Source organism: Alteromonas sp. MmMcT2-2 (assembly GCF_022348305.1).
Lineage (GTDB): Bacteria > Pseudomonadota > Gammaproteobacteria > Enterobacterales > Alteromonadaceae > Alteromonas > Alteromonas macleodii.
Genome location: NZ_JAKRFA010000017.1, coordinates 54,390 through 77,545 on the forward strand (window position 1 = coordinate 54,390; position 23,156 = coordinate 77,545).

General features: G+C 44.3%; 18 protein-coding genes. 4 read left to right on the top strand and 14 right to left on the bottom strand.

Annotated elements, in window-relative coordinates; all coding sequences use genetic code 11:
- Window positions 1-136 precede the first annotated feature (136 nt).
- Together MHM99_RS11625 and MHM99_RS11630 are read right to left on the bottom strand one after the other, a co-directional pair.
- Complete coding sequence (locus MHM99_RS11625; protein WP_239219426.1) at window positions 137-403, bottom strand: hypothetical protein; 267 nt, start codon at window positions 401-403, stop codon at window positions 137-139.
- A 120-nt stretch (window positions 404-523) separates the two neighbouring features.
- Window positions 524-1,063 (bottom strand): HNH endonuclease family protein, encoded by a 540-nt coding sequence (locus MHM99_RS11630; RefSeq protein ID WP_239219428.1) that lies wholly within the window; start codon window positions 1,061-1,063, stop codon window positions 524-526.
- Window positions 1,064-1,766: 703 nt separating this feature from the next.
- Between MHM99_RS11630 and MHM99_RS11635 the strand changes: the two genes are divergently transcribed.
- Entirely contained in the window at window positions 1,767-2,693 is a 927-nt protein-coding gene (locus MHM99_RS11635) for a hypothetical protein (RefSeq protein ID WP_239219430.1), read from the top strand.
- 588 nt (window positions 2,694-3,281) lie between these two features.
- Here MHM99_RS11635 and MHM99_RS11640 read toward each other — a convergent pair.
- From MHM99_RS11640 to MHM99_RS11680, 9 genes are all read right to left on the bottom strand, one after another.
- Window positions 3,282-4,901, bottom strand: a complete 1,620-nt coding sequence (locus tag MHM99_RS11640; RefSeq protein ID WP_049588550.1) for an esterase-like activity of phytase family protein — start codon at window positions 4,899-4,901, stop codon at window positions 3,282-3,284.
- Window positions 4,902-5,366: 465 nt separating this feature from the next.
- Entirely contained in the window at window positions 5,367-5,699 is a 333-nt protein-coding gene (locus MHM99_RS11645) for a DUF6488 family protein (protein ID WP_239219432.1), read from the bottom strand.
- A gap of 27 nt (window positions 5,700-5,726) precedes the next feature.
- A complete protein-coding gene (locus tag MHM99_RS11650) occupies window positions 5,727-6,266 on the bottom strand; it encodes a hypothetical protein (protein WP_239219434.1) in 540 nt (179 codons plus the stop codon).
- Between the two features lie 20 nt (window positions 6,267-6,286).
- Window positions 6,287-6,982, bottom strand: coding sequence for a HupE/UreJ family protein (locus MHM99_RS11655; RefSeq protein ID WP_239219436.1), 696 nt, complete (start codon window positions 6,980-6,982; stop codon window positions 6,287-6,289).
- Window positions 6,972-10,133 carry a CusA/CzcA family heavy metal efflux RND transporter gene (locus tag MHM99_RS11660; RefSeq protein ID WP_239219438.1) on the bottom strand — a complete coding sequence of 1,054 codons (3,162 nt, stop codon included), beginning with the start codon at window positions 10,131-10,133 and terminating at the stop codon, window positions 6,972-6,974. Before MHM99_RS11660 ends, MHM99_RS11655 begins: the two co-directional genes overlap by 11 nt.
- Before the next feature lie 11 nt (window positions 10,134-10,144).
- Complete coding sequence (locus MHM99_RS11665; RefSeq protein WP_239219440.1) at window positions 10,145-11,386, bottom strand: efflux RND transporter periplasmic adaptor subunit; 1,242 nt, start codon at window positions 11,384-11,386, stop codon at window positions 10,145-10,147.
- A gap of 8 nt (window positions 11,387-11,394) precedes the next feature.
- On the bottom strand, window positions 11,395-12,678 hold the full coding sequence (locus tag MHM99_RS11670) for a TolC family protein (RefSeq protein ID WP_239219442.1): 1,284 nt from the start codon (window positions 12,676-12,678) through the stop codon (window positions 11,395-11,397).
- 13 nt (window positions 12,679-12,691) lie between these two features.
- Window positions 12,692-13,684, bottom strand: a complete 993-nt coding sequence (locus MHM99_RS11675) for a M56 family metallopeptidase (protein ID WP_239219444.1) — start codon at window positions 13,682-13,684, stop codon at window positions 12,692-12,694.
- A 5-nt stretch (window positions 13,685-13,689) separates the two neighbouring features.
- Window positions 13,690-14,070, bottom strand: a complete 381-nt coding sequence (locus MHM99_RS11680) for a BlaI/MecI/CopY family transcriptional regulator (protein WP_239219446.1) — start codon at window positions 14,068-14,070, stop codon at window positions 13,690-13,692.
- An 86-nt stretch (window positions 14,071-14,156) separates the two neighbouring features.
- Between MHM99_RS11680 and MHM99_RS11685 the strand changes: the two genes are divergently transcribed.
- Window positions 14,157-14,510: a DUF3147 family protein gene (locus MHM99_RS11685; RefSeq protein WP_239219448.1), complete on the top strand. Its 354-nt coding sequence runs from the start codon at window positions 14,157-14,159 to the stop codon at window positions 14,508-14,510.
- Between the two features lie 534 nt (window positions 14,511-15,044).
- Here MHM99_RS11685 and MHM99_RS11690 read toward each other — a convergent pair.
- Both MHM99_RS11690 and MHM99_RS11695 read right to left on the bottom strand, forming a co-directional pair.
- Window positions 15,045-16,457, bottom strand: a complete 1,413-nt coding sequence (locus MHM99_RS11690) for an amidohydrolase (RefSeq protein WP_187447527.1) — start codon at window positions 16,455-16,457, stop codon at window positions 15,045-15,047.
- 103 nt (window positions 16,458-16,560) lie between these two features.
- Window positions 16,561-19,167 (bottom strand): TonB-dependent receptor, encoded by a 2,607-nt coding sequence (locus tag MHM99_RS11695; RefSeq protein ID WP_187447526.1) that lies wholly within the window; start codon window positions 19,165-19,167, stop codon window positions 16,561-16,563.
- Between the two features lie 223 nt (window positions 19,168-19,390).
- On the opposite strand from MHM99_RS11695, the gene MHM99_RS11700 reads away from it, so the two are divergent.
- Window positions 19,391-19,921: a sigma-70 family RNA polymerase sigma factor gene (locus MHM99_RS11700; RefSeq protein WP_187447525.1), complete on the top strand. Its 531-nt coding sequence runs from the start codon at window positions 19,391-19,393 to the stop codon at window positions 19,919-19,921.
- Window positions 19,918-21,057, top strand: coding sequence for a FecR domain-containing protein (locus MHM99_RS11705; protein ID WP_239219449.1), 1,140 nt, complete (start codon window positions 19,918-19,920; stop codon window positions 21,055-21,057). The genes MHM99_RS11700 and MHM99_RS11705 overlap by 4 nt, the downstream gene beginning before the upstream one ends.
- A 210-nt stretch (window positions 21,058-21,267) precedes the next feature.
- Here the strand turns inward: MHM99_RS11705 and MHM99_RS11710 are convergent, their stop codons facing one another.
- The gene (locus MHM99_RS11710; RefSeq protein WP_202285618.1) at window positions 21,268-22,698 is read right to left on the bottom strand and encodes an IS1182 family transposase; all 1,431 of its coding nucleotides are present in this window, start codon (window positions 22,696-22,698) and stop codon (window positions 21,268-21,270) included.
- Window positions 22,699-23,156: the final 458 nt, after the last annotated feature.

A 23,156-nucleotide genomic window follows, 5' to 3' on the forward strand; every position in this document is an offset into this window, starting at 1 on the left:
AAAGCACAGGATTCAAGGAATAAATTCTGAAAATCATACTGATTAATAAAGGTTTTTTAACGAGGTTTAATTGAGAGTTAGAATACTTTAATTTATTCGAAATATTGCTATATCCCGCTCTACGAAACGAATTATGCTAAATAGAATGCAAAGATGGATTCAATATAAAGCGTTGAACAGTGTTGCTGAAAACTACAATAATATCTCGCTCCATCAGCTTCATTTCATCAATCAGTTCATTGTCTGTTAAGGCTACAAACTTCGGGTCTCTCTTTACATCAAGAAGTGAGGCTGGCCTTGATATGAAACGCTTAAACGCTTCTGCACCATCGATGTCAGAAGTATAAGAAAGGTAAGTGTCTGCGACGATTGCTCTTACTTCGTTTGTAAATAAAGATTCCATTCAATTAATCCATTCAAGATATTGATGCAAACTAATCTACCGCGCTCTTAACGAACTAGTAACTGGCCGAATGTATAGTTATATCGTTTTTCTATTTAATTGTCCCTGTAGTTAAGAAAGTTATTTCTTAGCACAAGCCTTTTGCATTTTATTGATGACTCTTCTCTCGGTAGGGATGAGTGTAAGACTATATTCATCGACAATGTCCATGAACCTCTCTATATACTCACATCGATAAGCGTGATTAGGTGGTAACCACTCATCTAAGCCTTTGGCTCCTTTTTGTCGATTCAGTGATGCTTTGACTAGTAAGAGGTTGTTAGGGTCATTTGCAAATACTTGTCGTTTATCTCTCGACCATTTATCGCCACCATGGCCATGCGCAAACTTAAGCGGAACAATGTGATCGAGGTCTAATGCGCTAGAATCGACGAATGTCTCATCTGAATATGGGTCATACCATTCACCTACAGCGACTTGGCAACTATTGTCAGTTCTAAAAACGACAGAAGTCCTTGACGTCAATATCAAAATTTCATGACGTGTATTTTGACAGTCATTGTCGTCGTCAGTCCAGTGCGGCCAATCAGCTCTTTCATAATCGAAGGTAAAAGCTCTACCTTCGTTTAGCGCATCTACTTCCGCTTGATGATATGTCATTTTCGCTTTGGCTAATCGACCGCCACTACCGAGGCAAGCTTCAATAGTACTAAATGCTTCGAAGCTCTTGGTTCGATTGTAGGATGAACTTGACGTGTCATGACAAATGCCAGATTTGCTTTTTTTTATTTGAGCATGAGCATTACTGGGTAAACCACATGACACTACGGAAAAACTCAGTAGAAAGAGAATTAAAGAATTGCTTTTTATGATTACTTAGTTCTCACTTGTGGTTACACCCCTTATTATGCCGTGATTGAAAACTTTTATCACCTTTAACTGACTCCCTAACTCCCCCAGTGTGTTTATTACTTGAACGAGGCTAGATGACTTTACTTAGGAATATTTATGTTGCGCTTCTGGAGCCCTAAAGGGCTTGCTAATGACTCTTGATTCTCGTGATATATATGTCCTCCGCCCATGACAACTTTGCGTCGACAGTGAGCTGTGGGGCCGCATGACGCACAAGAGTGTAAAGGCTCCTTAGACACGATGAAGTTAATATGAGTGAAGTGCTTTATAGGAAGCAAGATTTACGTGGAAATATCCTTGTAGACTTACTATCGCTCAATCGAGGATGTATAACTGGCGAAACGTTCGCCGTTTATCGCCTTTACGCATTTATGTATATACTTAAGCCTTCTGCTACGACTAAATGCACATTGCGATTGCTTGCTAATCGTAAATTTAAATAGGATTTATGATGACTAGAACTGAATGGATTTTTAGCGACGAGAACCATAGCTTGCACCAAGAGTTTCCTAGTGAAGACAGTGCCTCAAATCCAAGTGACAATACAAACCCAGCAGAACTGATTATAGACTTCCCTGTTTCATTTAGTTTAACCCAAGGACATACCGGTGATGACGCCTTTTCTCAATTGTCTGTTGATATTCCGGCAGACATCATGGATAGGATGGCCATCGCTTGGTGCAAAAAAAGAAGGCTGCACGGAGCGCTCGGGGGGCCAGTTGGCCGTGAGTTTGGATCCGTAGATTGTGCTTACGACGAGCAAGCTTCCGAAAGACTTGAAGAAGATGCTGAGCTTCGGGTACTGGTAAAAGACAGGGAAGAACCGCCTGAAATACAAGCAAACCTCGAGTTTGATAATATTTTTGAAGTTGTTGCAAACACTAAAGAGGAAGCTCAACGGTTAAAAGAAGAGTCTGATAAGTTAATTCAAAACAGGGACATCAACAAAGCAACAAGAGAGTGTTCGATGTTACCTACGAGATACAAACAAGTAGCTTTGTGCATTTTCGACCATATCAGAGCAAATCAAAGTGTGAATGACGAATCATCACTGCTTTCGGCAATTGAAAAAGCGCTATTATCCGACCATTTCATGTCCTCTGATGAGTACTTTTTAGACTCAATCTGGCAGTTTGAAGATAAGTTAGCGACTGGGGTATATGCACCTGGATTAGATGTACATGATCGATGGATACTCGTTGGGAAAGATAGTCGCAATGAAACACTGATTGCTGGACTTGAGCCTTTAAGTGTTAAAGTCGTTGAGCGATTAATTCAACAAAAAAAGCTGATTCCAGAAGTATCACCGAAATGGATTACGCCTCAACTTCAGCTAACTATGCATAGATGGCATGGGTTAGCTAAAAGAAAATCTTAAGCAATTGATTTGACATGTTAAGCCAAGCTTTAACTAACACTTTAGTTAACAGAACGGAACCAAATCTGACGGACTGCTGTGTACGTAAACCGGACCTTGGTACTTGAAGCTCGAACACAATGCACAGCTTAAACATGCATCATGCTCAGGGCGTGCTTTCATATATCTACTAGAAGATTTCAGTAGCAATGACCAGCGTATTCCAATTCGATTAACAACAATGATTTCGTCATTGCTTTTCATATCTAAATTTGTAATGCGTGAAACAGGTCTTGAATTCAGAAGTCACAGAGGATAGTACATAGTGTTAATCTTTCCTATATTCAGGTTTGTGCGCCTACCATTACACAATTACCGTTAGAACACGTGGGATTGCCACTTGTTGAATTGGCGTTGGGCTTTGATAACCCCGCGAATCGAGAGTGGCTAATAATGGCGCGTTTAAACTCAGGGTAGAAAAAGGCATGAAAAAAGCACCGCTTACATAAAGTTAAGTCGGTGCTTTTGTAGCATTGAAAGGGTAATTGTCGCAGACTAGTCTGTGCAAATTTGCGGCCATTTCAGTGCGAGTGGCGCTGCATCAGCGCATTAATTTTCAGTCAGATTTAAACTGTCAACAATGTACAGCGTATTGCCATCAATCACGGTATTATTGATATCTAAATATTTTTGACCTAGTGGTGCGCCTTCTTCCGATTTTGACCAGGTGGCAAAATCATCATCGTTAAGTACACCTAAGCGACTGCCATCAATCACCCAAAGACCTTCCATTTTGTCGTGTGGGTATGCCACTTCATCCACCATATCAACGACCATTTCCAGCTTTTCAACCGGAGCAATCCCTAAGTTGGCCAGCATACCCCAACCCTGGTCGTAAACGCCGTCAGTGGCATTGTCGTTGATAACTTCTTCCAGCGTAGCACCGTCAATCACCAGGCCTAATGCATCATCCTGTGTGATAGTGCCAGCAGCGGCGACACTTTCCAGATCGGTTGCGTTACTGATGTCAATTTTATACACCTGTTTCTGGGCTGCGCCCGTTTTGCCAAAGAATGCACCATCGCGCTCTAACACTAAGAATTGCGTGTCGCTGATGGCTTTAATGGCAGAGTTGGAATTAGAGCCTTTTTCCTGTCTGTACAGATACTGTGAGATAGCGCCGGTTGCCAAATCTACCGTAACAATGCGTGTCATATCGGTTCTGTTTCTGTCGGGGTTATCCAGACTCGATTGCATAATACCTACTAAGGTGCTTTCATCTGGCGTGATGGTCAGGCCTTCCATACCGCGGTTAGCCCAACGATTGCCAAACTCAGCTGGCAGATCATACAGGTTACGATCATCTGCAGCGAAAGGGTTAATGCGTTCCAGTTCAACTCCGTCAGCGCTGTAATGCACAATGTGCGGGCCATATTCATCCGATACCCAGAAGGTACCGTCAGACACAGCGACTAAACCTTCTGAATCTAAACCGTAATCATCAAAGACTGCAGGGTTGGTATCGGCATCATAAGGTTGGGTCATGTCTGCACGGATCACTTCGCGATCTGTGTTGTAAGGTACTTCGCCCGTGCCGCCTAAGCTTGGCGTATTCGGTAAGCCGCTAATGTTGTTACCATCCCGGTCTTTTAACAGAATATCGCTGATCTTAGCAATTGAACCATTGGCCTGAACCTCGAATAAGCCAATGCGTGGCGTGTAATCCGGGGTCGGGAAAATTTTACCACTACCGTGTGGCGCTCCTTCCTGAGCAGTGCGGTATTTGGCATTAGGGCCACGGTCGGTTAACGCATAAAATTGCATTGGGTTGGTTGGGTGGCCATCAAGGTCCGAACCATATCCACCGTTACGCACTTCAAAAGTTGAGCCCGGGTAAAAAGTATTGTCCATATCGTTGCGCAGCACGGAATAAGGAAGGCGCGCGCCGCTGGTGCCAAAAGTGTCCGGGTTACAAACATAAGAGGTATCGCTGACTTCTGACGCCTCTAAAGTACCATCACTATTGGCATCCAGTCCCGAATCTATTTGCACGCCGCCCAGCCAACACTGCTCACTGCCGGTAGCCAGTTCGGTTTGTACAACCAGGCTTGTCAGACCATTGCTGCCGTCAGCGCCATTCGTCCCATCGACACCGTCATCGCCATCATCACAAGCGGTTAAAAGTGTTACAACAGATAAAGCAATAACGGATAATTTAAACTTACTCACTTATTATTCTCCCTGAAAATTAACTATTGCGAAATGCAATCAAATGAGGTTATGCATGAAACATGATCAGCTTGTGACAGTCTGATGACAGGTAAGTGACAGGTGTATAAAAGGACGTTGTTGCAAGCCCGTATTGAGTTTCTGCGCTTTAGTTATCGTTTTCACAGCAATATAGTCAATATTGGCCTGAGTCGGCAACAGAGAGACTGAAGCTCATCACTGCATAAGCCGATAGTGACAGTCTGGTTACTATTGTCTCAAGGTGCCTCCGATGCTGTTGGGCTGCTCCGTACGTAAAGCGGTCGCTGGAAGATTGAGATTCTAATGACGGCAATGAGTGAAAGCGGAAGTTTGGGGTAAACGCTTTTCATTGAAGCAGTCTGCAAAAAGGGATACACCTATATTGCTAGAAATGATGGATAGACACTGGGCGTCAACTCTCAGTGCCCACCTACATCCTCGTCTTTAAAAGTCGTTCTTAGCTTTTACATCCAGTACCTGACCATTGTTGGCTATCTTGAAAAAGACTTGCTTGGCAGCATCAGAATTTGAGGCACTTACCACATAGAACTCTTCTTCAACACTAACGACACTGAACTTTTCAGGCGTCAAGTCTTTCCACGATTCATCCAGTTTACCCACTTCAAAGCCAAAATCTTTGAAGGTCATTTGCTTTACAGATTTAGCTGCAATACGCGTGGCCTGCTGGCCGCTAATGACACCATGATCGCCGTGTGCTAGCGCATTGCCACTGATTAAAGCGCAAAGAAGTACTGCTGCTGATAAAGTTTTTTTCATTACATTCTCCAGTTTTAGTAAGTTGAATTACTGTTTCAAGCCAATTACTTCATATTGACCTTTTACCAACAGTTGAACGGCAATAGGCTTGTCCGATTTGTTTTTCCAATACCACCCATGCGAACCGGCGAAGGGAGCAGTAAAGCTGCCTTTCATTTCATTAGAGGTCGCAATGGTATAGCTCTCGAAATACCCGGTGGTATCACCTTCCGGTTCACCGTGTAAATCGAAGTACAAGGCTTCACCATCGGTCAGCCACTCATACGTCATTTTTGCATATTGCTGCATGGCAAATTTGTATTCGACACCGCGTCCGGCTGGCACGACGACTTCAATGGTCTGAAATTCCTGACTGCCTGAAGTATTGGTATCAGCATTGTTGGTAGAAACAACAACATCAGATTCAGTCGCTTGTGCAAGGGTCGTCAGCCCTAGTTTTTGCCCGATTCCTGTTGGGTCGATGTTGTATTCCGCTGGAAGAATAAAAGTCACCAACGCAATTGCCGCCACAACTGTTGCGGTGATACTGGCTTTGACTAAGGTTTTTGTACTAACAGTGTGTTGCATAATATTCTCTTGTTATAAGTTTAATTAACGATGTAGCCGGTAAGCTGATATCCCATCAACATGACACCAGCACTCATCAGCGCCGTGTTGGTCACGGTTGAGAACCGCTGGAACGAAGGCAGTTTTCGCCAAGCGTTGATGGCGATCAGGATAAACACGAGTGCTGCAAACTGGCCCAGTTCAACTCCGATGTTAAAGGCAACTAGATTAGTAATAAGCCCCTCTTCCGGTAAATGGAATTCCTGTAATTTGGTTGCCAATCCAAAACCGTGAAATAAGCCAAAGATCAGTACCGCCCATTGCGTGTTGGGTTGCCAGTTAAAACAGCGTTTGAAACCACCTAAGTTATCAAAGCCTTTGTAAACGACAGATAAACCTATGACAGCGTCAATCAAATAGGCGTTAACCTGAATATCGCTCAGCACACCAAACAGTAAGGTCGTGCTGTGACCAATAGTAAACATGGTCACGTATAGCAGTACTTCCTTGCTGCGGTACAGAAAGAAGATCACACCCACCAAGAACAGCAAATGGTCATAGCCGGTGATCATATGCTTAGCCCCGATGTACAAAAACGGAATAAACTGCACACCTTGGTTTTGTTCCAGAAATGCGCGGGTATTATCGTCCACCCCATGTGCGAATACATCAATGCTGATCAAGGCTAATGCGCCCAGCAGCAGAGTTAAGCTGAGTTTAATAAGACTATTTGGCATCAGACGACTCCAATACTTCTGTGTCAGTCAAAAGTGACTCCTTTTCTTTGTGTAAAATGCGATATAAGGCCGGAATAACGAACAGGGTAAGCAAGGTGGATGAAATGATCCCGCCTATCACCACCGTAGCCAATGGACGCTGAACTTCAGAGCCAATGCCGGTATTGAGCGCCATCGGGATGAATCCCAGTGATGCCACCAATGCGGTCGTTAATACCGGGCGCAATCTCGTTAACGCACCGTCAAAAATGGCCTGATTCAGATTCACGCCTTCTTTGCGTAATTCACGGATAAAAGACACCATTACCAGACCATTCAAAATGGCGATACCAGACAAGGCGATAAAACCCACCGCCGCCGAGATGGAAAATGGGATATCACGTAATAACAGCGCAGCAATTCCGCCCGTTAATGCCAGTGGCACACCCGTGAAGATGATCATCGCGTCTTTAAACGAGTTCAGTGCCAGAATCAGCAAACCGATGATCATTAGCAAGGTAACCGGCACAACAATACTAAGGCGCTTGGAGGCCGACTGTAGCTTCTGGTAAGTGCCACCGTACTCTACCCAGTAACCGGCCGGAATTTCGACTTCTTCCGCCACAGCTTGCTGAATATCAGCCACAAAGCTACCTAAATCACGTCCACGCACATTGGCGGTGACCACCACTCGGCGTTTGCCATTTTCCCGGTTTATCTGGTTGGCCCCGGACACCAGCTCCAGCGACACCAATTCTTGTAGCGGAATGCTATGACCATCGGGCAACGTTATGGGCAGGTAATTAAGCGCATCAATATCCTGTCGGCGTGATTCGCCTAAGCGCACAACAATGTCTGAGCGCACATCGCCCTGATAAAACTTACCAGCAACTGCGCCGCCCATAGCGGTAGCCACTTGCGATTGCACATCACCAATACTGATACCGTGCTGCATGAGTTTTTGATGGTCAGAAACAATATTCAGCATGGGTAAGCCGGTCGTCTGTTCAACCTGAATATCGGCAATGCCTTCTACTTGAGAAATAGCAGATTCAATTTCAGCGCCTAAACCTGTGAGAGTATCGAAGTCGTCTCCAAATACCTTGATGGCCAGCTCTGCCCGAACGCCAGCCAGTAGCTCGTTAAAGCGCATCTGAATGGGTTGCAGAAATTCGTAGCGGTTGCCGGGTATGGGCGCAACCAGAGCAGCGAGTTCTTCGACAATTTTCTCTTTCCTCTTGTCAGGATCAGGCCACTGCTCACGGGGTTTTAAAATAATGAAGTTATCCGCCACACTAGGTGGAACCGCATCGGTAGCCACATCAGCGGTACCGATTTTGGCAAACACCCGCTCTACTTCCGGCATCTGCTTAATTTTGTCTTCCAGCGTTTCCTGTAGTGCAATAGCCTGACTCAGTGACGTGCCCGGAATGCGCAGAGCGTGCATAGCAATATCCCCTTCATCCAGATTGGGGGCAAATTCGCTTCCTAGTTTGGTTGCCTGATAGCCAAATACCACCACCAATAGTGACGCAACGAATACAACTATCCAGCGACCTTTCAACACCCAGCTTAACCCCGGGCGGTATAAGGCCTCGGCTCCACGAATCAGTGGGCTGTGTTTTTCTTTGACTGGCTTTTTAAACAATAATGCAATGATGGCGGGAACAAAGGTGACAGAAAGCAACATCGCACTTAATAAAGCTATGACGACAGTAATCGCCATCGGATGGAACATTTTGCCTTCCACGCCTTCCAGCGCAAAAATGGGCAGGTATACAGCTGTAATGATAAACACACCAAACAATGCCGGGCGGATCACTTCACGGGTAGCATCAAACACCAACTCCATGCGCTCTCTAAGTGGTAATGGGGCGTGCTCTTGGTCCGAAGATGGAGCACTTTGGCTGAGCCTGCGCAAACAGTTCTCAACAATAATAATCGCACCATCAACCAACAAGCCGAAATCGAGTGCGCCAAGGCTCATCAGATTAGCACTTACGCGGGTCTGAACCATGCCAGTAATGGTCATTAACATGGCAAAGGGGATCACCAGCGCGGTTAAAAAGGCTGCCCGGAAGTTACCTAAAAGAACAAACAGCACCACAATGACCAGAAGCGCACCTTCCAATAGGTTGGTTTGGACTGTCTCTAAGGTCTTATCCACCAACTTGGTGCGGTCATACACAGCGGTAGCCACAATACCTTCAGGCAGACTGGCGTTGATTTCTTTCAGCTTCTCGCCAACGGCCTGCGCCACGGTTCGACTGTTCTCGCCAATCAACATGAAGACAGTACTCATAACCACTTCGCGGCCGTTTTGAGTCGCCGCACCAGTACGTAATCCTTGGCCATTTTCGACATCCGCAACATCCTGAATGGTCAGCGCAGAACCATTAATCGATTTCAGTGGAATACGGCCTATTGCCGCAATATCTTCGGCCTGTCCGGGGATTCTTAGCAGCCACTGCGCACCGTTTTGTTCAATAAACCCTGCGCCTCGATTCTGGTTTTTGCTGGCAATGGCATCGACCACATCCGCTTGGGTTAAACCAAAGGCCAGCAGCTTTTCAGGTTTGAAGGCAATCAGTATTTCACGTTCAAACCCACCTATAGGGTTAACCTCAACAACGCCGGGAACCCGCATTAACTGTGGCCTGATAGTCCAGTCATGAACAGTGCGTAAATCCATTGGTGTGATGGGCGAACCATCTGCATGGGTGGCATCAGGTTCGGCATCAACGGTAAACATGAATATTTCACCCAAGCCCGTAGCAATAGGGCCAAGCTGAGGCTCCAATCCTGTCGGCAGTTCAGAACGGGCGGCGGATAATCGTTCATTCACCAACTGGCGAGCAAAGTATACATCCGTCTCGTCACTGAATATGGCGACTACCTGAGATAACCCATAGCGCGAGACAGAGCGGGTATAGGTCAGCCCCGGCAAGCCTGCTAGCGCCGTTTCCAAAGGAAATGTGACCCGTTGCTCTATCTCAAGCGGTGTATAACCGGCTGCTTCAGTGTTGATAATCACCTGTACATTGGTAATATCTGGCACCGCATCGATAGGCAGCTTAGTGAAATTCCATACCCCCAGTCCGGCAATCGCTAATACCATTACCAGTACGAGAAAACTTCGCTTTATCGAAAAGCGTAAAATCGACTCCAACATGTTTTACGCTCCTAGTGGTCGTGTGATGCGCCGGACTTTTCAATGTCGGCTTTTAAGATGTAACTGTTCTCGGTGACATACTCGGTGCCTGGATTTAATCCGCCGAGCACTTCAACCCATTCTCCGCCTTCACGCCCTAACTCCAGCATACGTACTTCATACTGTTCACCGACTTTGGCATAAACCACCGTAAAATCGCGAAAGCCTTGTAAACCAACACGTTTAACCGCAAGCGGCACGTCAAAGGTCGCAACCTCAATTTGTGCCTGAACAAAGCTGCCTGTGGTCAATTCACTCTTTTCGTTAGGTAAGTTTACCCACACGATGCGAGCCTGATCATCCCGCACCTTTGGTTCGATAAACGAAATGTTGCCTTGGTAGTTTTTATCCACACCTTCAACCTGTAAGTTCACTACTGATCCTATGCGGACTTTTTGATAGTCACTTGGATACACAGCCAGCTTGGCAATGTATTGGCTGCTATCTGTTATGCTCAGTAAGGTTCGGCTGGCAGTTTGTTCTCCCGCATTCGCAAACTGCTCTGTGATAACGCCATCCGACGGCGCTTTAACTTGATAAGGCTTCAGGCTCTCATTACTTTCTACCGTTAACAGCGTTTGCCCTTTCTTCACCTCTTCACCGAAACCCACATGCAATTTGGTAATTTCCCCATCAAATCGAGCCGAAACAGAACGTTGCGCCCCCACAGGCAGTGCCAATGTGCCGTAGGCAGGGATAGTTTGATGCAGGGTCGCAGGTCCTGCGATAGCCGTTTGAATATCCATTGCCTCTGCCACAGCTTGCTCAATAATGGTACGCCCTTCGAAGTTGTCATATTGCCAGCGGTAAGATTTACCCTGATGCTTAGCTTCGATGGTGACCACAAAAGAATGGGGTTCATAGATTTCCATGTCACCGCGCAGGAAATCACCTTGAACATAGAAATTAATGTCATCAACAACATTACCCAAGCGGGTCAATTTAACGTTCAAATCTACTGACTTTGGATCGATAGGTTGGCCTTCTTTGGTGAGCCAAACACGAAATTCAGGAGGAACGCCCGTTTCGAAAATTGACAACTCCAAAGCGAAATCACCATCACGTAACATACGTCCCCGATGTGGACCTTTTTCTGGTTCAGGCTGTTCAGCAGCAGGCGCAGATGCTGCCATTACCGGAAGGCTGACTAAGTCTAAGCTGAGGTTTAATAACATCGCCAAACTCAATGACGAAAGGATTTTATTGTTTTTCATAATTTGTCTCACTGAGATAGGGATGTACCGGTCAGGCGTTGAATTTCAATATGCTGCAAATGCAGGCTTTCAAACGCTTCAAGCAACTGTGTTTGTGCGCTAAGTAATTCCCGGCGCACGCCGCTGTATTGGTTGTAACTGAGTTGGCCTCTCTCAAACGCATTATTTGCTTCAGATAAAGCAGTTTCCAACGTGGGCACAATGTCTGTTTGCATGGTTTGTATCACGTGCTTTGAATGCGCCATTTCCTGTAGCAGGACATAAAGCTGTGCGTCCAATGATTGCATCAACGCACTTTGTTCGCTGGCGAGTACATCCTGCTGGGCTTGCAGAGCTGCAATCATCCCAGCATTGCGGTTGCTGTCTCCCCACGGAATGGAAATTCCGGCAACCAAACCAAAATCATCGGTCGCTTCATAGCGGCGTAGTCCGGCTGTGAACTGCCATTGGGGTTTAGCTTCTATTCGTGCCAGTTCCATTTGCGACTGGGCGATACGCTGGGCGCTAACAAACTGTTGTAAGCGAGGATTTTGCTTGAGCAGTGCCAGTTGGCTTTCAACCGATGGAACAGCCGGTACGCTGAGCAAATTGCCGTTCAGATAATAGTTCTGAGCAGGGTTACCCCACAGCGAGGCCAGTTGATACTGACTGGCCTTGAGTTCATGTTCTACGTCTTCTACGGCCAATTCCCGGCGTATCAGCTCTGCTTTTGCCAGTTGTACCTCAACACTTGAACTCTTACCGGCTTTCACTCGCTTGGTTATAGCATCTACCACTTCTTCTGCCTGAGTTGCAGCCATCTGATTGAGCTTAAGACGCTCTTGCTTAACCAGAATATCGATATAGTGCTTGGCCACCAATGCAGACAAATCGAGTGCTTTAACCTGCTTTTCAAGTACCAGTTTTGCGGCTTCGCTTTTTGCGGCATTCACCCTACTATCGATTTGTTCCTGCTGTAACAACCACGTATACGTCAGTGTTGATTGCGTGCTTTTTAGCGCACTATGTTCACCCGTACCCATCGCATCTTCAATCATCAGCCCAATTTGGGGACGTTCACCGACACCAGCTTGCTGAATACGCCCCTGCCAAACCTGCTCCTGTGACAGTAAAGCCTTCAATTCTGGGTGATAATTTAAGGTCATCATCACGGCTTCAGGTAGGCTGATAACCTGAGAAGTTTCCTCTGATGCAGCTGTCGCTGATAAGAGTAAACCAACTCCGGCAAGTACAGCAAAAAACCGATAGCCAATCGGTTTTTTACTCTTGCGTTTACAAAGGATTTCTTTCATTCCCAGTCCTTACTTAATGGGTGAAAAAGGTTTCGATAATGTGGTGGAGACTATCAACCGTAGAAGCGGTTAACAGAGGCGCAGAAGCAAACAATATGATTGCAAAGCCCACTGCTAGTCGGGATGGTGATGTCACCGGGTTAATGAGGCATTGCACGCGCACAGTGGTTTGGTCATTGCCAAAGTAGCTTGTTTGCAAGCCATCGCAGCAGTTGTTTTGCACAGAGTCTATGCTTCGCTGCATACGCGCGACATTGATTAGGGTTTGAGCAACATCTAGGTTGTCATATTTCTTGGTCACTGCACTATCAGCTACCTGCTCAGTCAATAACGTAAATTGTTGTATCAGTTTTCGCTTAACAGTAGCGGGAAAAAAAACTGCAAATGTTGCAAAAGCAACTTTGAGTAAAGGATCGCGCGATTCAACATGCGCTATTTCATGGCAGATGATTATATCTAACTCGTGCTTATTAACCCGCTCTTCAAGCGCGGTAGTGACATAGATTTTTGGAGAAAGTAACCCAGTGGTAAAGGCTCCTGATATTGATAGAGGCAGTGAATAATAACCCTGCTTACCGTTGGTTTGCTTGAATTTAATATCAGATAAGCCTATCAAATCTGCAATTGCTGATGATTGTTTTCTACGAATATAAACAGTGTTTGCCATTGACCAAAGCAAATACGCAGAGGCCGAGAATAAGGTAACTGCATGCCAACTGGTGAAACTAAAAAGATCTACGTGGTGCCAGTGAGCAAAGTCGTTTAGCCAAGCTACCGGGGAGATGTCTTGCTGCCTCGGCCAGAAAAAAACTATGCAACTGATTGCAATCCACCATGGCGCAGTTACTAATGACCACAAGATGACTTTGCGAATCCCAAAGGTGAATAGTGCTATTCGGTGAAGAGTGAATGGTGATATAACGGCAATAAAAACCACACTTATAGCAAATGCCAGCACAGCAATGCTTAATAAATTCAGTGTTATTGCCAGATTTCCCACCAACATGTTAGTTAGTTCCCTTTGCGCAACTTGCGTTGTTGTTCTATCAACTGTTCCAGCTTATCGAGTTCGGCATCATCAAGATTTGCTGAAGCTGAACTAAATGCTGCAATTAAGCTATGCTCACCGTCTTCAACAAAGTCGCTGGTTACATTGGTAATGAGCGTCGCTATCAGTGCTTCTCTGTCTACTTTTGCCCGATAACAGTAAGCATGCCCCTGTTTAGTTCGGCTTAACAAACCCTTTTTAAACAGACGATCTAGCGTACTCTGTATAGTATTAAGTGAGTTTCCACGAGACAATCCAAGCACCGCATGTACTTGTTTTGCGTCAGCTTCAGTCGTGTTCCACAAGTAATGTAGTACCTGTTTTTCTAATTCACCTAACTGCATACCACTTCTCTTTTTCAACATTGAGAACTATAGTGACAGAATAAAAACCGACAGGCAATCGGTTTTTTGTTCATTCGGAGAAAATAATGGGTTGGATAATCGTAAAATATTTAGTGACTGCTGCGGTCGTTGTAGCTGCAACTGAAATTGCGAAGCGCAGTGATAAGCTTGGTGCATTGATAGTCGCACTTCCTATAGTGACCATTCTGGCAATGATTTGGCTGTACGTTGAAAAGCAACCGATGGAAAAGATAGCCAACCATGCTTGGTATACTTTCTGGTACGTTGTGCCTACATTACCAATGTTTCTGATCTTTCCATCACTCCTTCATCGCTTTGGCTTTTGGCCGGCATTAGCGATGAGTGCTGGGATAACAGTAGTGTGTTTTGGGGTACTTGCACTTATTCTCAAGCTAATTGGAATCAATCTGATATCTTAACTTACTAAATAGATTAGCATTTTCTTAACATTTTTGAATGTCCGATTTTGACACAAATCGGTGGTTCGACATCTCGACATTGACCGTCTGCTATTTGTCTTAAGTCGCAGCTCAGAGGCTACGAGTGCTTTTACCTATTGTCACCTTTTCGGGGAGCCAGTATAGCAACTGGCTGATATGCTAATTACACCAAAGTCGCTCGGTAATTAGACCGAAACAATTCCATGATAATCAAATCAGCACAGGCTGTATTAGCTCGTCCCCCATTTTACAAGTTAGATGATTAACTTCTAATTAAATCAGTTACGCTGCTAAGAACTATACACTCATTGAGTGTAGTGGACGATGCGCGCAAATACGATTGAGTTGTGAGCTTCAGGTGAGAAAGCTATCAAAGAGTGTGGTTGACTAGTTAGCCCATATAAAAAAGCAGTGCGAAATCGGTAACTATAACGCCCTGCTAATTGTTCTTTTCATGGGCAAGTGCAACAACGTAAATATTAAGCTTTATTTCTACATTTACGGTGCTAAATGCTAAAGAATGGGGGTGCCTTGCTTTATCAATGCGCGCTTAATCTTTTCGCTAAAGCTATGTGCCTGCTTAATAATGCTATTTTCATCTACCGTAAGTACTTCGCGGTCTTCCATTAGCAATCGACCGTGTACTATGCTGTGGCGAACATCAGTGGGGTACGCTGAGTAGACAAGTGCCGAATAGGGATTGTAGATAGGCGTCATGTTAGCCGATTTGCTACTCATGACAATAATATCGGCGAGTTTGTTTTCCTCAATGGAGCCAATTTGATGCTGCATATTCAATACCCTTGCGCTACCGATTGTGGCCATTTTTATAACTTCAACGGCGGGCATTAAACTACGATCTTTGTGCCAAAGTTTATGCACCTTTGCTACTTGGTCAAACTCGTCGATTAAACTTATTGTGTTTCCTGACATCGGGCCATCTGTTCCTAATCCTACGTTTACGCCGTGGGACAACATTTCTATGATGGGCGCCACACCTTTAGCCGCTTTAATATTTGCGCTCATATTGTGAGCTACGCCCACTTGGTGTTTTTCAAGCAGCGCAATATCTTGGTCATCCGCAATTATCACATGAGCACCAACCAAATTTTTATTGAGTGCACCAATGCTATCTAAGTAAGCGATAGGTGATAAGCCGTTACTGCGCTTTGCTATTACTTCCCGCTCTTTCTCAGATTCGGCTAAATGAGTAAGAACAGGTACGTCATAGTCTAGCGACAACTGCGCTATTTTCTGTAATGTTTCTGTAGTGTTAGTATAAGGGCCGTGTGGGGCGAACGCTGGCGTTATCCGTGGATGATGTTTGTATTGTTTTATAAAGTTTACTGCATACGCAATTCCCTCTTGTGCCGTTTTAGCATCTGCTTGAGGGTATTTGATCACGGTTTGGCCTAATACTGCACGTAATCCTATTTCATCTACAGCCCGCGCCACTTCATCTTCAAAGTAATACATGTCGGCATAGGTGGTTACCCCGCCTTTAAGCATTTCAATGTTGCCTAACTCTGCACCTAAATAGACCATATCGCGTGACACGAATTGCTTTTCCAACGGAAAAATATAGCTATGAAGGCGGTCAGCTACATCATCACCTAACGAGCGAAATAAACTCATAGATGCGTGGGTATGGGTATTGATAAAACCTGGCAGCACGATATCGCCATCGACGTCCATTACCTTTTTAGCTTGAAAAGCAGCTGCTTTAGTTTGGGGGCCTAGTGCCACAATTTTGTTATCGTTAATTGCGACAAACCCGCGCTCATATTCCGTGAGTTGGTCATCCATTGTAAGGATATGCCCGTTGGTAATTATGATGTCTACTGTTTGCTGCGCGCGCGCGGTAGAAGGAAAGTTCGCTACCAAAACGCTTACGATAAAACCGATTAACCAATGCGCTATCGTCATGCAATTTCACCTAGGTTGAAAATAAAAAAAGTGTTTGTACGTGACGACCTCACCGGTTTTCAGTACAAACACTTGTCGTTTTAATTGCTTAAATCATAGGGCGTTAGAACTTAACTTTAAAGTCGGCTCCCCACAGACGGCCTTCATTCACCACGCCAGCCAGATTATTGATAGTTACACCACCAATTAACGCTGTTTCATCGGTAATATTTCGCCCATAGGCCGCTATTTCTAAATCATACTTTCCGACAGCAAACAAGTAACCTAGACGTACCCCACCTTCAAGGAAAGGGTCTTGGCGCATTTCAACGGCATCAATCAGCGAGAAACGTACTTCGCTCGCATACGACCAATCAGTATAGAAATACAACTCGCCGTCACCTACTTCTTTGCCATAACGCAGCGTGAAGTTCCCAATCCATTCGGGTGCGCGGGGTAGGGATAATCCGTCTATACCAATAAGGCCGTTTTCATCCACAGGATTTTTAACGGTACAAAAAGAGCAGGTGGAGATAGCGACATTCTTATCTTGTATTTCAGTGTTATTGTAACTCACACCTAAGGTGGTGATGAGATCTGATGTGATGGCATATTCGCCTTCAGCTTCAAACCCATACCCTACTGTTTTATCAACGTTTACCAATTCTTTCGCTGCACCCTCATCAAAAGACGATTGCGCAGTAAGTTGCTGGTCGTTCATTTCAAAATAGAATACGTCAAAGTTAATTCTTGCCGCGCCATCCAGTAAGTCTGTCTTTGTTCCAAACTCAATAGAGTGAATAATTTCAGAATCAGCAATACTTAACTTGGGATCATCGCCACTGACTACTCGGCCTTGAATACTTGGCGCTCTAAAGCCTTTAGATAACCGAGTATACAAGTTGATGTCATCTGAATATTCGTAAGTTGCACTTAAATCCCAACTGATGGCTGAATCTTCTGTGTCAGCGTACATAGGATCAAAGAATTCGCCATCACTTGAGGTAGACAGTATTCTTTGGGCGACATACTCTTTTTTGTCTTTTGAATAACGAAGGCCACCCGTTACTGTAAGGTGATTACTCACTTCATAGTCACCTGAGGCAAAAACAGCCCATGCATCGGTTTTTTGATTTTGCTGCAAATAACGTTTAAGGCTACCGTCGGTATTATAATGTAGCGTATCTATATCTAAATCTTCGTTAAAAAAGAAGAAGCCGGCTTGATAGTCAAAGGCACCTAGTTCATTCGACGCTACGCGAAACTCTTGAGTAAATTGGCTGTGATCAGGGATGCCGTCAGCACTTTCAACGGAAAATGAAGGTACGGTACCGATTTCGCCTGTATAGCCTGAAGGGTCAGAAAAGGTACTTACTTGATACCCGCCATCTACATCAGCACGGGAAAACATTTCTACCGATTCATAGCCCGTTATAGAGATAAAGCTGTAATCGGAAGTAAGGTATTCAAGTTTCACGCTACCGCCGTCAACTTTAACACTTTGTGTGGCGCGTTCTGCGGCATCTTGATATACAGTTTCTCGGTCAAAGCCAGCAACGAAATCGTTAGTTCCAGGCGTAATTACACTGGCGCGAAACACAGTAGGAGTTCCGTCTAGGTCTCTTGTATGATAGTTGAAAAGTGCTGAGAAATTATCGTTTGGTTCGTATAGAACTTGTACTTTAGCCGCCTGATCATCATACCCACCTAAAACGTCATTTTGTTCAAAACCTGGAGCTTTTGTATCAATGTAGTCATCTCGTGTTTGCTTCAACAATGAAACGCGGGCTGAAATGCTATCGGTTAAGCCGCCACTTATGGCGCCCTGCATAGACAGGGTATTCAGTGAGGCATACGAGGCAGAGAAGTACCCTTCTAAATCCTGGGTAGGGCGGTTACTGGTAAATTTAACCAAACCTGCTGGGGTATTTCGTCCAAATAACGTGCCTTGGGGCCCTCTAAGCACCTCCACACTTTGAACATCGAATACAGGAAACCCTTTTAGTATCGGACTTTCTTGCACTACGTCATCGTACACAAGAGAGACAGGTTGAGAGGCGTTTAGATCGTAATCTTGGTTGCCGATACCACGGATATAAAAGCGCGGGAATGAGCGCCCAAATGACGATTCAATTTTGAGGCTCGGTATACGGGCAGACATAAACCGGATATCTCCGCCGCTGGAGCTTACACTATTTAATAAATCGCCCTTCATCACAGACACTGATATGGGGACTTCCTGTAGGTTTTGAGTACGGCGCTGTGCGGTGACGGTAATATTTTCAACCATGCCTTTACTAGAAGCTTGCTTTTCACTTGCAGGGGATGCATATACTTGAGTGTCAGATACATCAACCGTGTTACTTCGCTTTTTTCCGCTAAGTTTTGCCTCATTCGTCGCTTTTTCTATAGCGATAGTACGCTTGTTTATGTAGCGATATTGCAAGCCAGTGTCTTGTAAAAGTGCATCTAGCGCTGCGTGTTCAGTGTAATCTCCGGCAAAGGGGGTCGCTGTTAGGCCTTCTGCAACATTAGAAAAAAAGACGATTTGTTTACCAAATTGCTTCGCTACACTTTGCAACGCGCTATCAAGAGGAATTTCAGAAACCTCTATTTGTACCTGTTTTTCTTTTACGCCGGTTTCTGCCATCACGCTAAAACTGCCTGCTAATGATAAAACCATCGATAGTACAATGGGGTTTTTCTTCCAATTTGGGGTACGCGACTTCATGCTTAAGTTCCTATGATAATGTTATATTGATGTTTTTGTCGTGTATTTATATTTCAGGCAATCGTGCGGATTTTTACCCGCTTAGCAATAAAGAGAGATATCACCATCGTTTTAGGTACTACTTTTTTTATTTATTTTTTTAGTACCCAATTTCCATCTCACAACACTCTTATCTAGTGGGCCTATTTTCGCCCACCCAATTTACGTCAATCGAAATGAGTCTATGCCAAATAATTCAGCCCCAAAGAGTGATAGTTTTGTTAAGGGATTATACGAAAGCTCCTATAAGGAACTTTTTGCGTTTCTTCTTCGTCGCTCAAGCAATCATCAACAAGCACAAGATTTCTCGCAGGAAGCGTTTCTTCGGCTAATACGGGTTGAGAGGAAAGACTTAATAGAACAGCCTCGGGCTTACCTTTTTCGCATTGCTGCAAATTTAGTTCATGAAAAGCGCCTAAAGAATGTTAGCCAGTGGCAAAAGGAGTCAAGTGCACTTGAGAATGTCGAAGAAATCCCATGTGAGGACGACCCACACGCGCACATTGAACGACAAAAAGCGATTCAGGATTTAGAAAAAATACTGACGAGTCTACCCCCTATTTATCAATCAGTCTTATTGATGCGTAAACGAGATGGCTTGAATCACGCTGAAATTGCTGAAAAACTAGGGATTTCTATTCACACTGTTAGAAAGTATTTAACCCGCGCGGTAACGGAATGCCGAAAGGCTCACAGTATGGGTCAAGCGTCATGAGCATAACTTCGCAACCAAATACACTTATTATAGAGCAGGCTAGCTATTGGTCAGTACTGATTGATGAAGGCGAACTAAGCCAGCAGCAGCACCACGAGCTCGCACAGTGGCTTGTCGAAAGCCCTATACATGTTCAAGAATTCTTGCACACTTGCACCTTACTTGATGTATTGGATGATATCGATTCAAATAAAAAAATATCGGTCGAGGAATTGCTTAAAAAGATAAGTACATCGGGTGTTGAGGCTATCCCCATTACGTCGAATCTGACTCTCCCTGTTCAGGAAAAACCAGCACATTTGAAAGCTAAAAAGTGGTCTGCTCCTATAGTTTGGACATTAGCAGCGAGTTTTATCCTTAGTTTATTTGCCTTACATCAGTTTACGCCGGCGATGCTTCCTTTAAAGGGTCAAACTACAACAATTAGCGTCAATTACGTTACCACCTTAGGTGAGCAGCGAAGTATCACTTTAAGCGATGGCTCAATTATTTATTTAAATACATTAACCAATGTAGATATTGATTATACCCCGCGCTTTAGAAACATAGTTTTGCACAACGGTGAGGCCATATTTAAAGTCGCGCATAATCCTGGTAAACCTTTTAGGGTATGGGTAAACGGGACAATGTTCCAAGCCTTGGGAACCGAGTTTAACGTTAGAAGTAGTAAAGGTAATGTGGAACTTACCGTTATTAATGGGATAGTTGCGCTTACTAAAAATGCGAGCAAAAACCAAGATGTCTCATTTAGCGACGAGAGCGTTCGACTAGATAGCAATGCGGAAATAGAGGTTCCTTTGGGAAAACCATTAATAGTTTCGGTAGGGCAGCAGGCTACTGTAAAAGAAGACGGGAAAATTACCACGCTCGTTCACGCTGATGTAGATAAGAAAACGTCGTGGAAAGCGAGGGAAATGATATTTAAAAATGATTCGCTAGAAGATGTTATCTACGAATTTAACCGCTACAACGCGTTGCAAATATCTATTGGCTCTGAGCAGCTTTCCAAGATATCCGTAACGGGGATCTTTGAGACCAACGATCCGCAATCATTACTAGTATTTCTGGAAAGCTCGGGTAAAGCGAAGATTGAAAAGCACAGCGCTAATAACGTTACTATTACAGCACTACAATAAACGCCGCCTTTCGGAGTAGCGCTTCACCGCGCTACTCATCATTATAATTTAACAGTCGTTGTAGTGAAGCTGACCTTCAAGTGATCTTACCTAAATAACAGTTGTGTACGCAGGCCGTGTGAAAACTCATATTTATGATTGCTGCTTCAAATAGAACGATATAGTAATTCTGAGGGCACTAACATTTTTGGATAAGTGTCGCCACAACTCTCATGTCTTCATTGCAGATATGAGACCGCTAACGCCCATGATATTCATCATTCTTTTGAAGTTGTATGCCAAGACCTGCAAACTTACCTCTGTTTTTACATGTTTTAATGTTCTTGTCAGTAGTTGTTGCGTTCCTGCCCATTGCTTTATTGTACCAAAGGGATGCTCGACGGTTTGATGCCTCAATGTCATTGCGTTTGGCATGTTTTTATAAGCTTGTGCCACGCGTTCAACATGCTCCTCATCATCGAGTCTTCGGATCCGTCTTCCTGCTGGTGATGTTGTGCACCGCGATTTCATAGTACAACCTTTGCAGGTCATGACCGACATGTAAGCGCGTAGCGGTTTTCCTTTGTCAGTTGAAACAAAGCTAAACGGGATATCTTTGCCAGCAGGACATTCATAGACGTCTTTTTCTTTGTTATAGACAAAGTCTTCTTTGGTAAACAGTCCTTTTTTTCGATTAGCCGAAGTACGGATCTTCGGAACAATTGCAGTAACGCCTGCCTGATGAACAGTCTTAAAGCTCGTGCTGTCGTCATAACCTCTATCAGCAAGAATGGTAATGTCTTGTTTACCTAACGCTTGTTGCACATGCTGGCTCATCGGGACAAGCTGATGTCTGTCACTTGGGTTATTCGTCACGTAATGGGCAAGTATCAAGTGATGTTTGGTGTCGACAGCCGCTTGAATATTATAGCCAACTAATACGCCTTTATGCTTTAGTGCCATTCGCCTGCTGTCGGGGTCGGTATAGGAGATTTGTTTGTCGGGTAAGGTTTCCAATTCTTGCTGTATTGTTTTCTCGCTTACCAGACGCGCTTGCAGTTTAGCGAGCTTGCCTTTCACTTTTTCTGCGTCTTCAGTGCGGGACTGGCGGTCTGCTCTATCGAGCTCCATAAGATAATTGGCAATATCTTTTTCGGTTGTTTCGATACACGTCTTTATCAAACCACGTGAGTAGTTCTTAGCGATATTGTTAACCGCTTTGAATTTAGTGCCGTCAATAGCCACGATGGCATCCGTAAACATATTGAGTTCACGGCATATCAACACAAAGCGCTTACAGACTTGTTGTATCGCGTTGCCGTTGTCACGTCTGAAATCAGCAATCGTTTTAAAATCTGGGGTAAGACGCTCAACCAGCCACATCAACTCGACATTACGCTGCGTTTCTTTTTCTAAACGTCTGCTTGATTGAATGCGATTAAGATAACCATAAAGGTAAATCTTGAGCATGGTTGCCGGAGAATAGCTTGGCCTACCTGTTTTGGCTGGTTGGCAACGTGCAAAACCCAACTCAGATAAATCTAATGAATTGATAAACATATCGACTGCACGAATCGGATTATCTTCATGGATGTAGTCATCTAAAACTTCGGGGAACAGCGTGCTTTGTGTTCGGCTTTGGCCTTCGATAAATCTCGACATGTAATTGAAACCTATCAATTTTTTGATAGTTTATTGTACCAATTCAGATATCAATTGAGGATCGATACTTAAGACCGATTGATCATATAAAAAGACTGCTTAGACCAAAAGGTGATCAATAGTTTTCACACAGCCTGTACGTTAGGCGGACCTTTAGATAAAGAATTTTTCCCCTCAAAGGACAGTCGACTAAACCCGTCTACTTATGGACTCTAACGGGTTGTCATGTGGACCCTGTATTTTTACTCAATTTGTTGAATAATAAAGGTTAAATCTTAAATTTTGGATTTTTTTTTGACATACTGTCTCTAGAAACAATATCGAAGCATTGTTAAAAAAGAGCCTAATCAATAGTATTAGGGGTTCTAGGGATTTTCCCCTCTAAAAAGACTTAATCCTCTGTAGACCACACCAATAAATGGCTGCGGAGGTGGGTTACTACTTATAAGTGTGGCAAA

Bases quoted from the DNA above. Each gene is read 5' to 3' on its own strand.
- MHM99_RS11625 (WP_239219426.1), bottom strand. From the start codon at position 403: ATGGAATCTTTATTTACAAACGAAGTAAGAGCAATCGTCGCAGACACT.
- MHM99_RS11630 (WP_239219428.1), bottom strand. From the start codon at position 1,063: ATGACATATCATCAAGCGGAAGTAGATGCGCTAAACGAAGGTAGAGCT.
- MHM99_RS11635 (WP_239219430.1), top strand. From the start codon at position 1,767: ATGACTAGAACTGAATGGATTTTTAGCGACGAGAACCATAGCTTGCAC.
- MHM99_RS11645 (WP_239219432.1), bottom strand. From the start codon at position 5,699: ATGAAAAAAACTTTATCAGCAGCAGTACTTCTTTGCGCTTTAATCAGT.
- MHM99_RS11650 (WP_239219434.1), bottom strand. From the start codon at position 6,266: ATGCAACACACTGTTAGTACAAAAACCTTAGTCAAAGCCAGTATCACC.
- MHM99_RS11655 (WP_239219436.1), bottom strand. From the start codon at position 6,982: ATGCCAAATAGTCTTATTAAACTCAGCTTAACTCTGCTGCTGGGCGCA.
- MHM99_RS11660 (WP_239219438.1), bottom strand. From the start codon at position 10,133: ATGTTGGAGTCGATTTTACGCTTTTCGATAAAGCGAAGTTTTCTCGTA.
- MHM99_RS11665 (WP_239219440.1), bottom strand. From the start codon at position 11,386: ATGAAAAACAATAAAATCCTTTCGTCATTGAGTTTGGCGATGTTATTA.
- MHM99_RS11670 (WP_239219442.1), bottom strand. From the start codon at position 12,678: ATGAAAGAAATCCTTTGTAAACGCAAGAGTAAAAAACCGATTGGCTAT.
- MHM99_RS11675 (WP_239219444.1), bottom strand. From the start codon at position 13,684: ATGTTGGTGGGAAATCTGGCAATAACACTGAATTTATTAAGCATTGCT.
- MHM99_RS11680 (WP_239219446.1), bottom strand. From the start codon at position 14,070: ATGCAGTTAGGTGAATTAGAAAAACAGGTACTACATTACTTGTGGAAC.
- MHM99_RS11685 (WP_239219448.1), top strand. From the start codon at position 14,157: ATGGGTTGGATAATCGTAAAATATTTAGTGACTGCTGCGGTCGTTGTA.
- MHM99_RS11690 (WP_187447527.1), bottom strand. From the start codon at position 16,457: ATGACGATAGCGCATTGGTTAATCGGTTTTATCGTAAGCGTTTTGGTA.
- MHM99_RS11695 (WP_187447526.1), bottom strand. From the start codon at position 19,167: ATGAAGTCGCGTACCCCAAATTGGAAGAAAAACCCCATTGTACTATCG.
- MHM99_RS11700 (WP_187447525.1), top strand. From the start codon at position 19,391: ATGCCAAATAATTCAGCCCCAAAGAGTGATAGTTTTGTTAAGGGATTA.
- MHM99_RS11705 (WP_239219449.1), top strand. From the start codon at position 19,918: ATGAGCATAACTTCGCAACCAAATACACTTATTATAGAGCAGGCTAGC.
- MHM99_RS11710 (WP_202285618.1), bottom strand. From the start codon at position 22,698: ATGTCGAGATTTATCGAAGGCCAAAGCCGAACACAAAGCACGCTGTTC.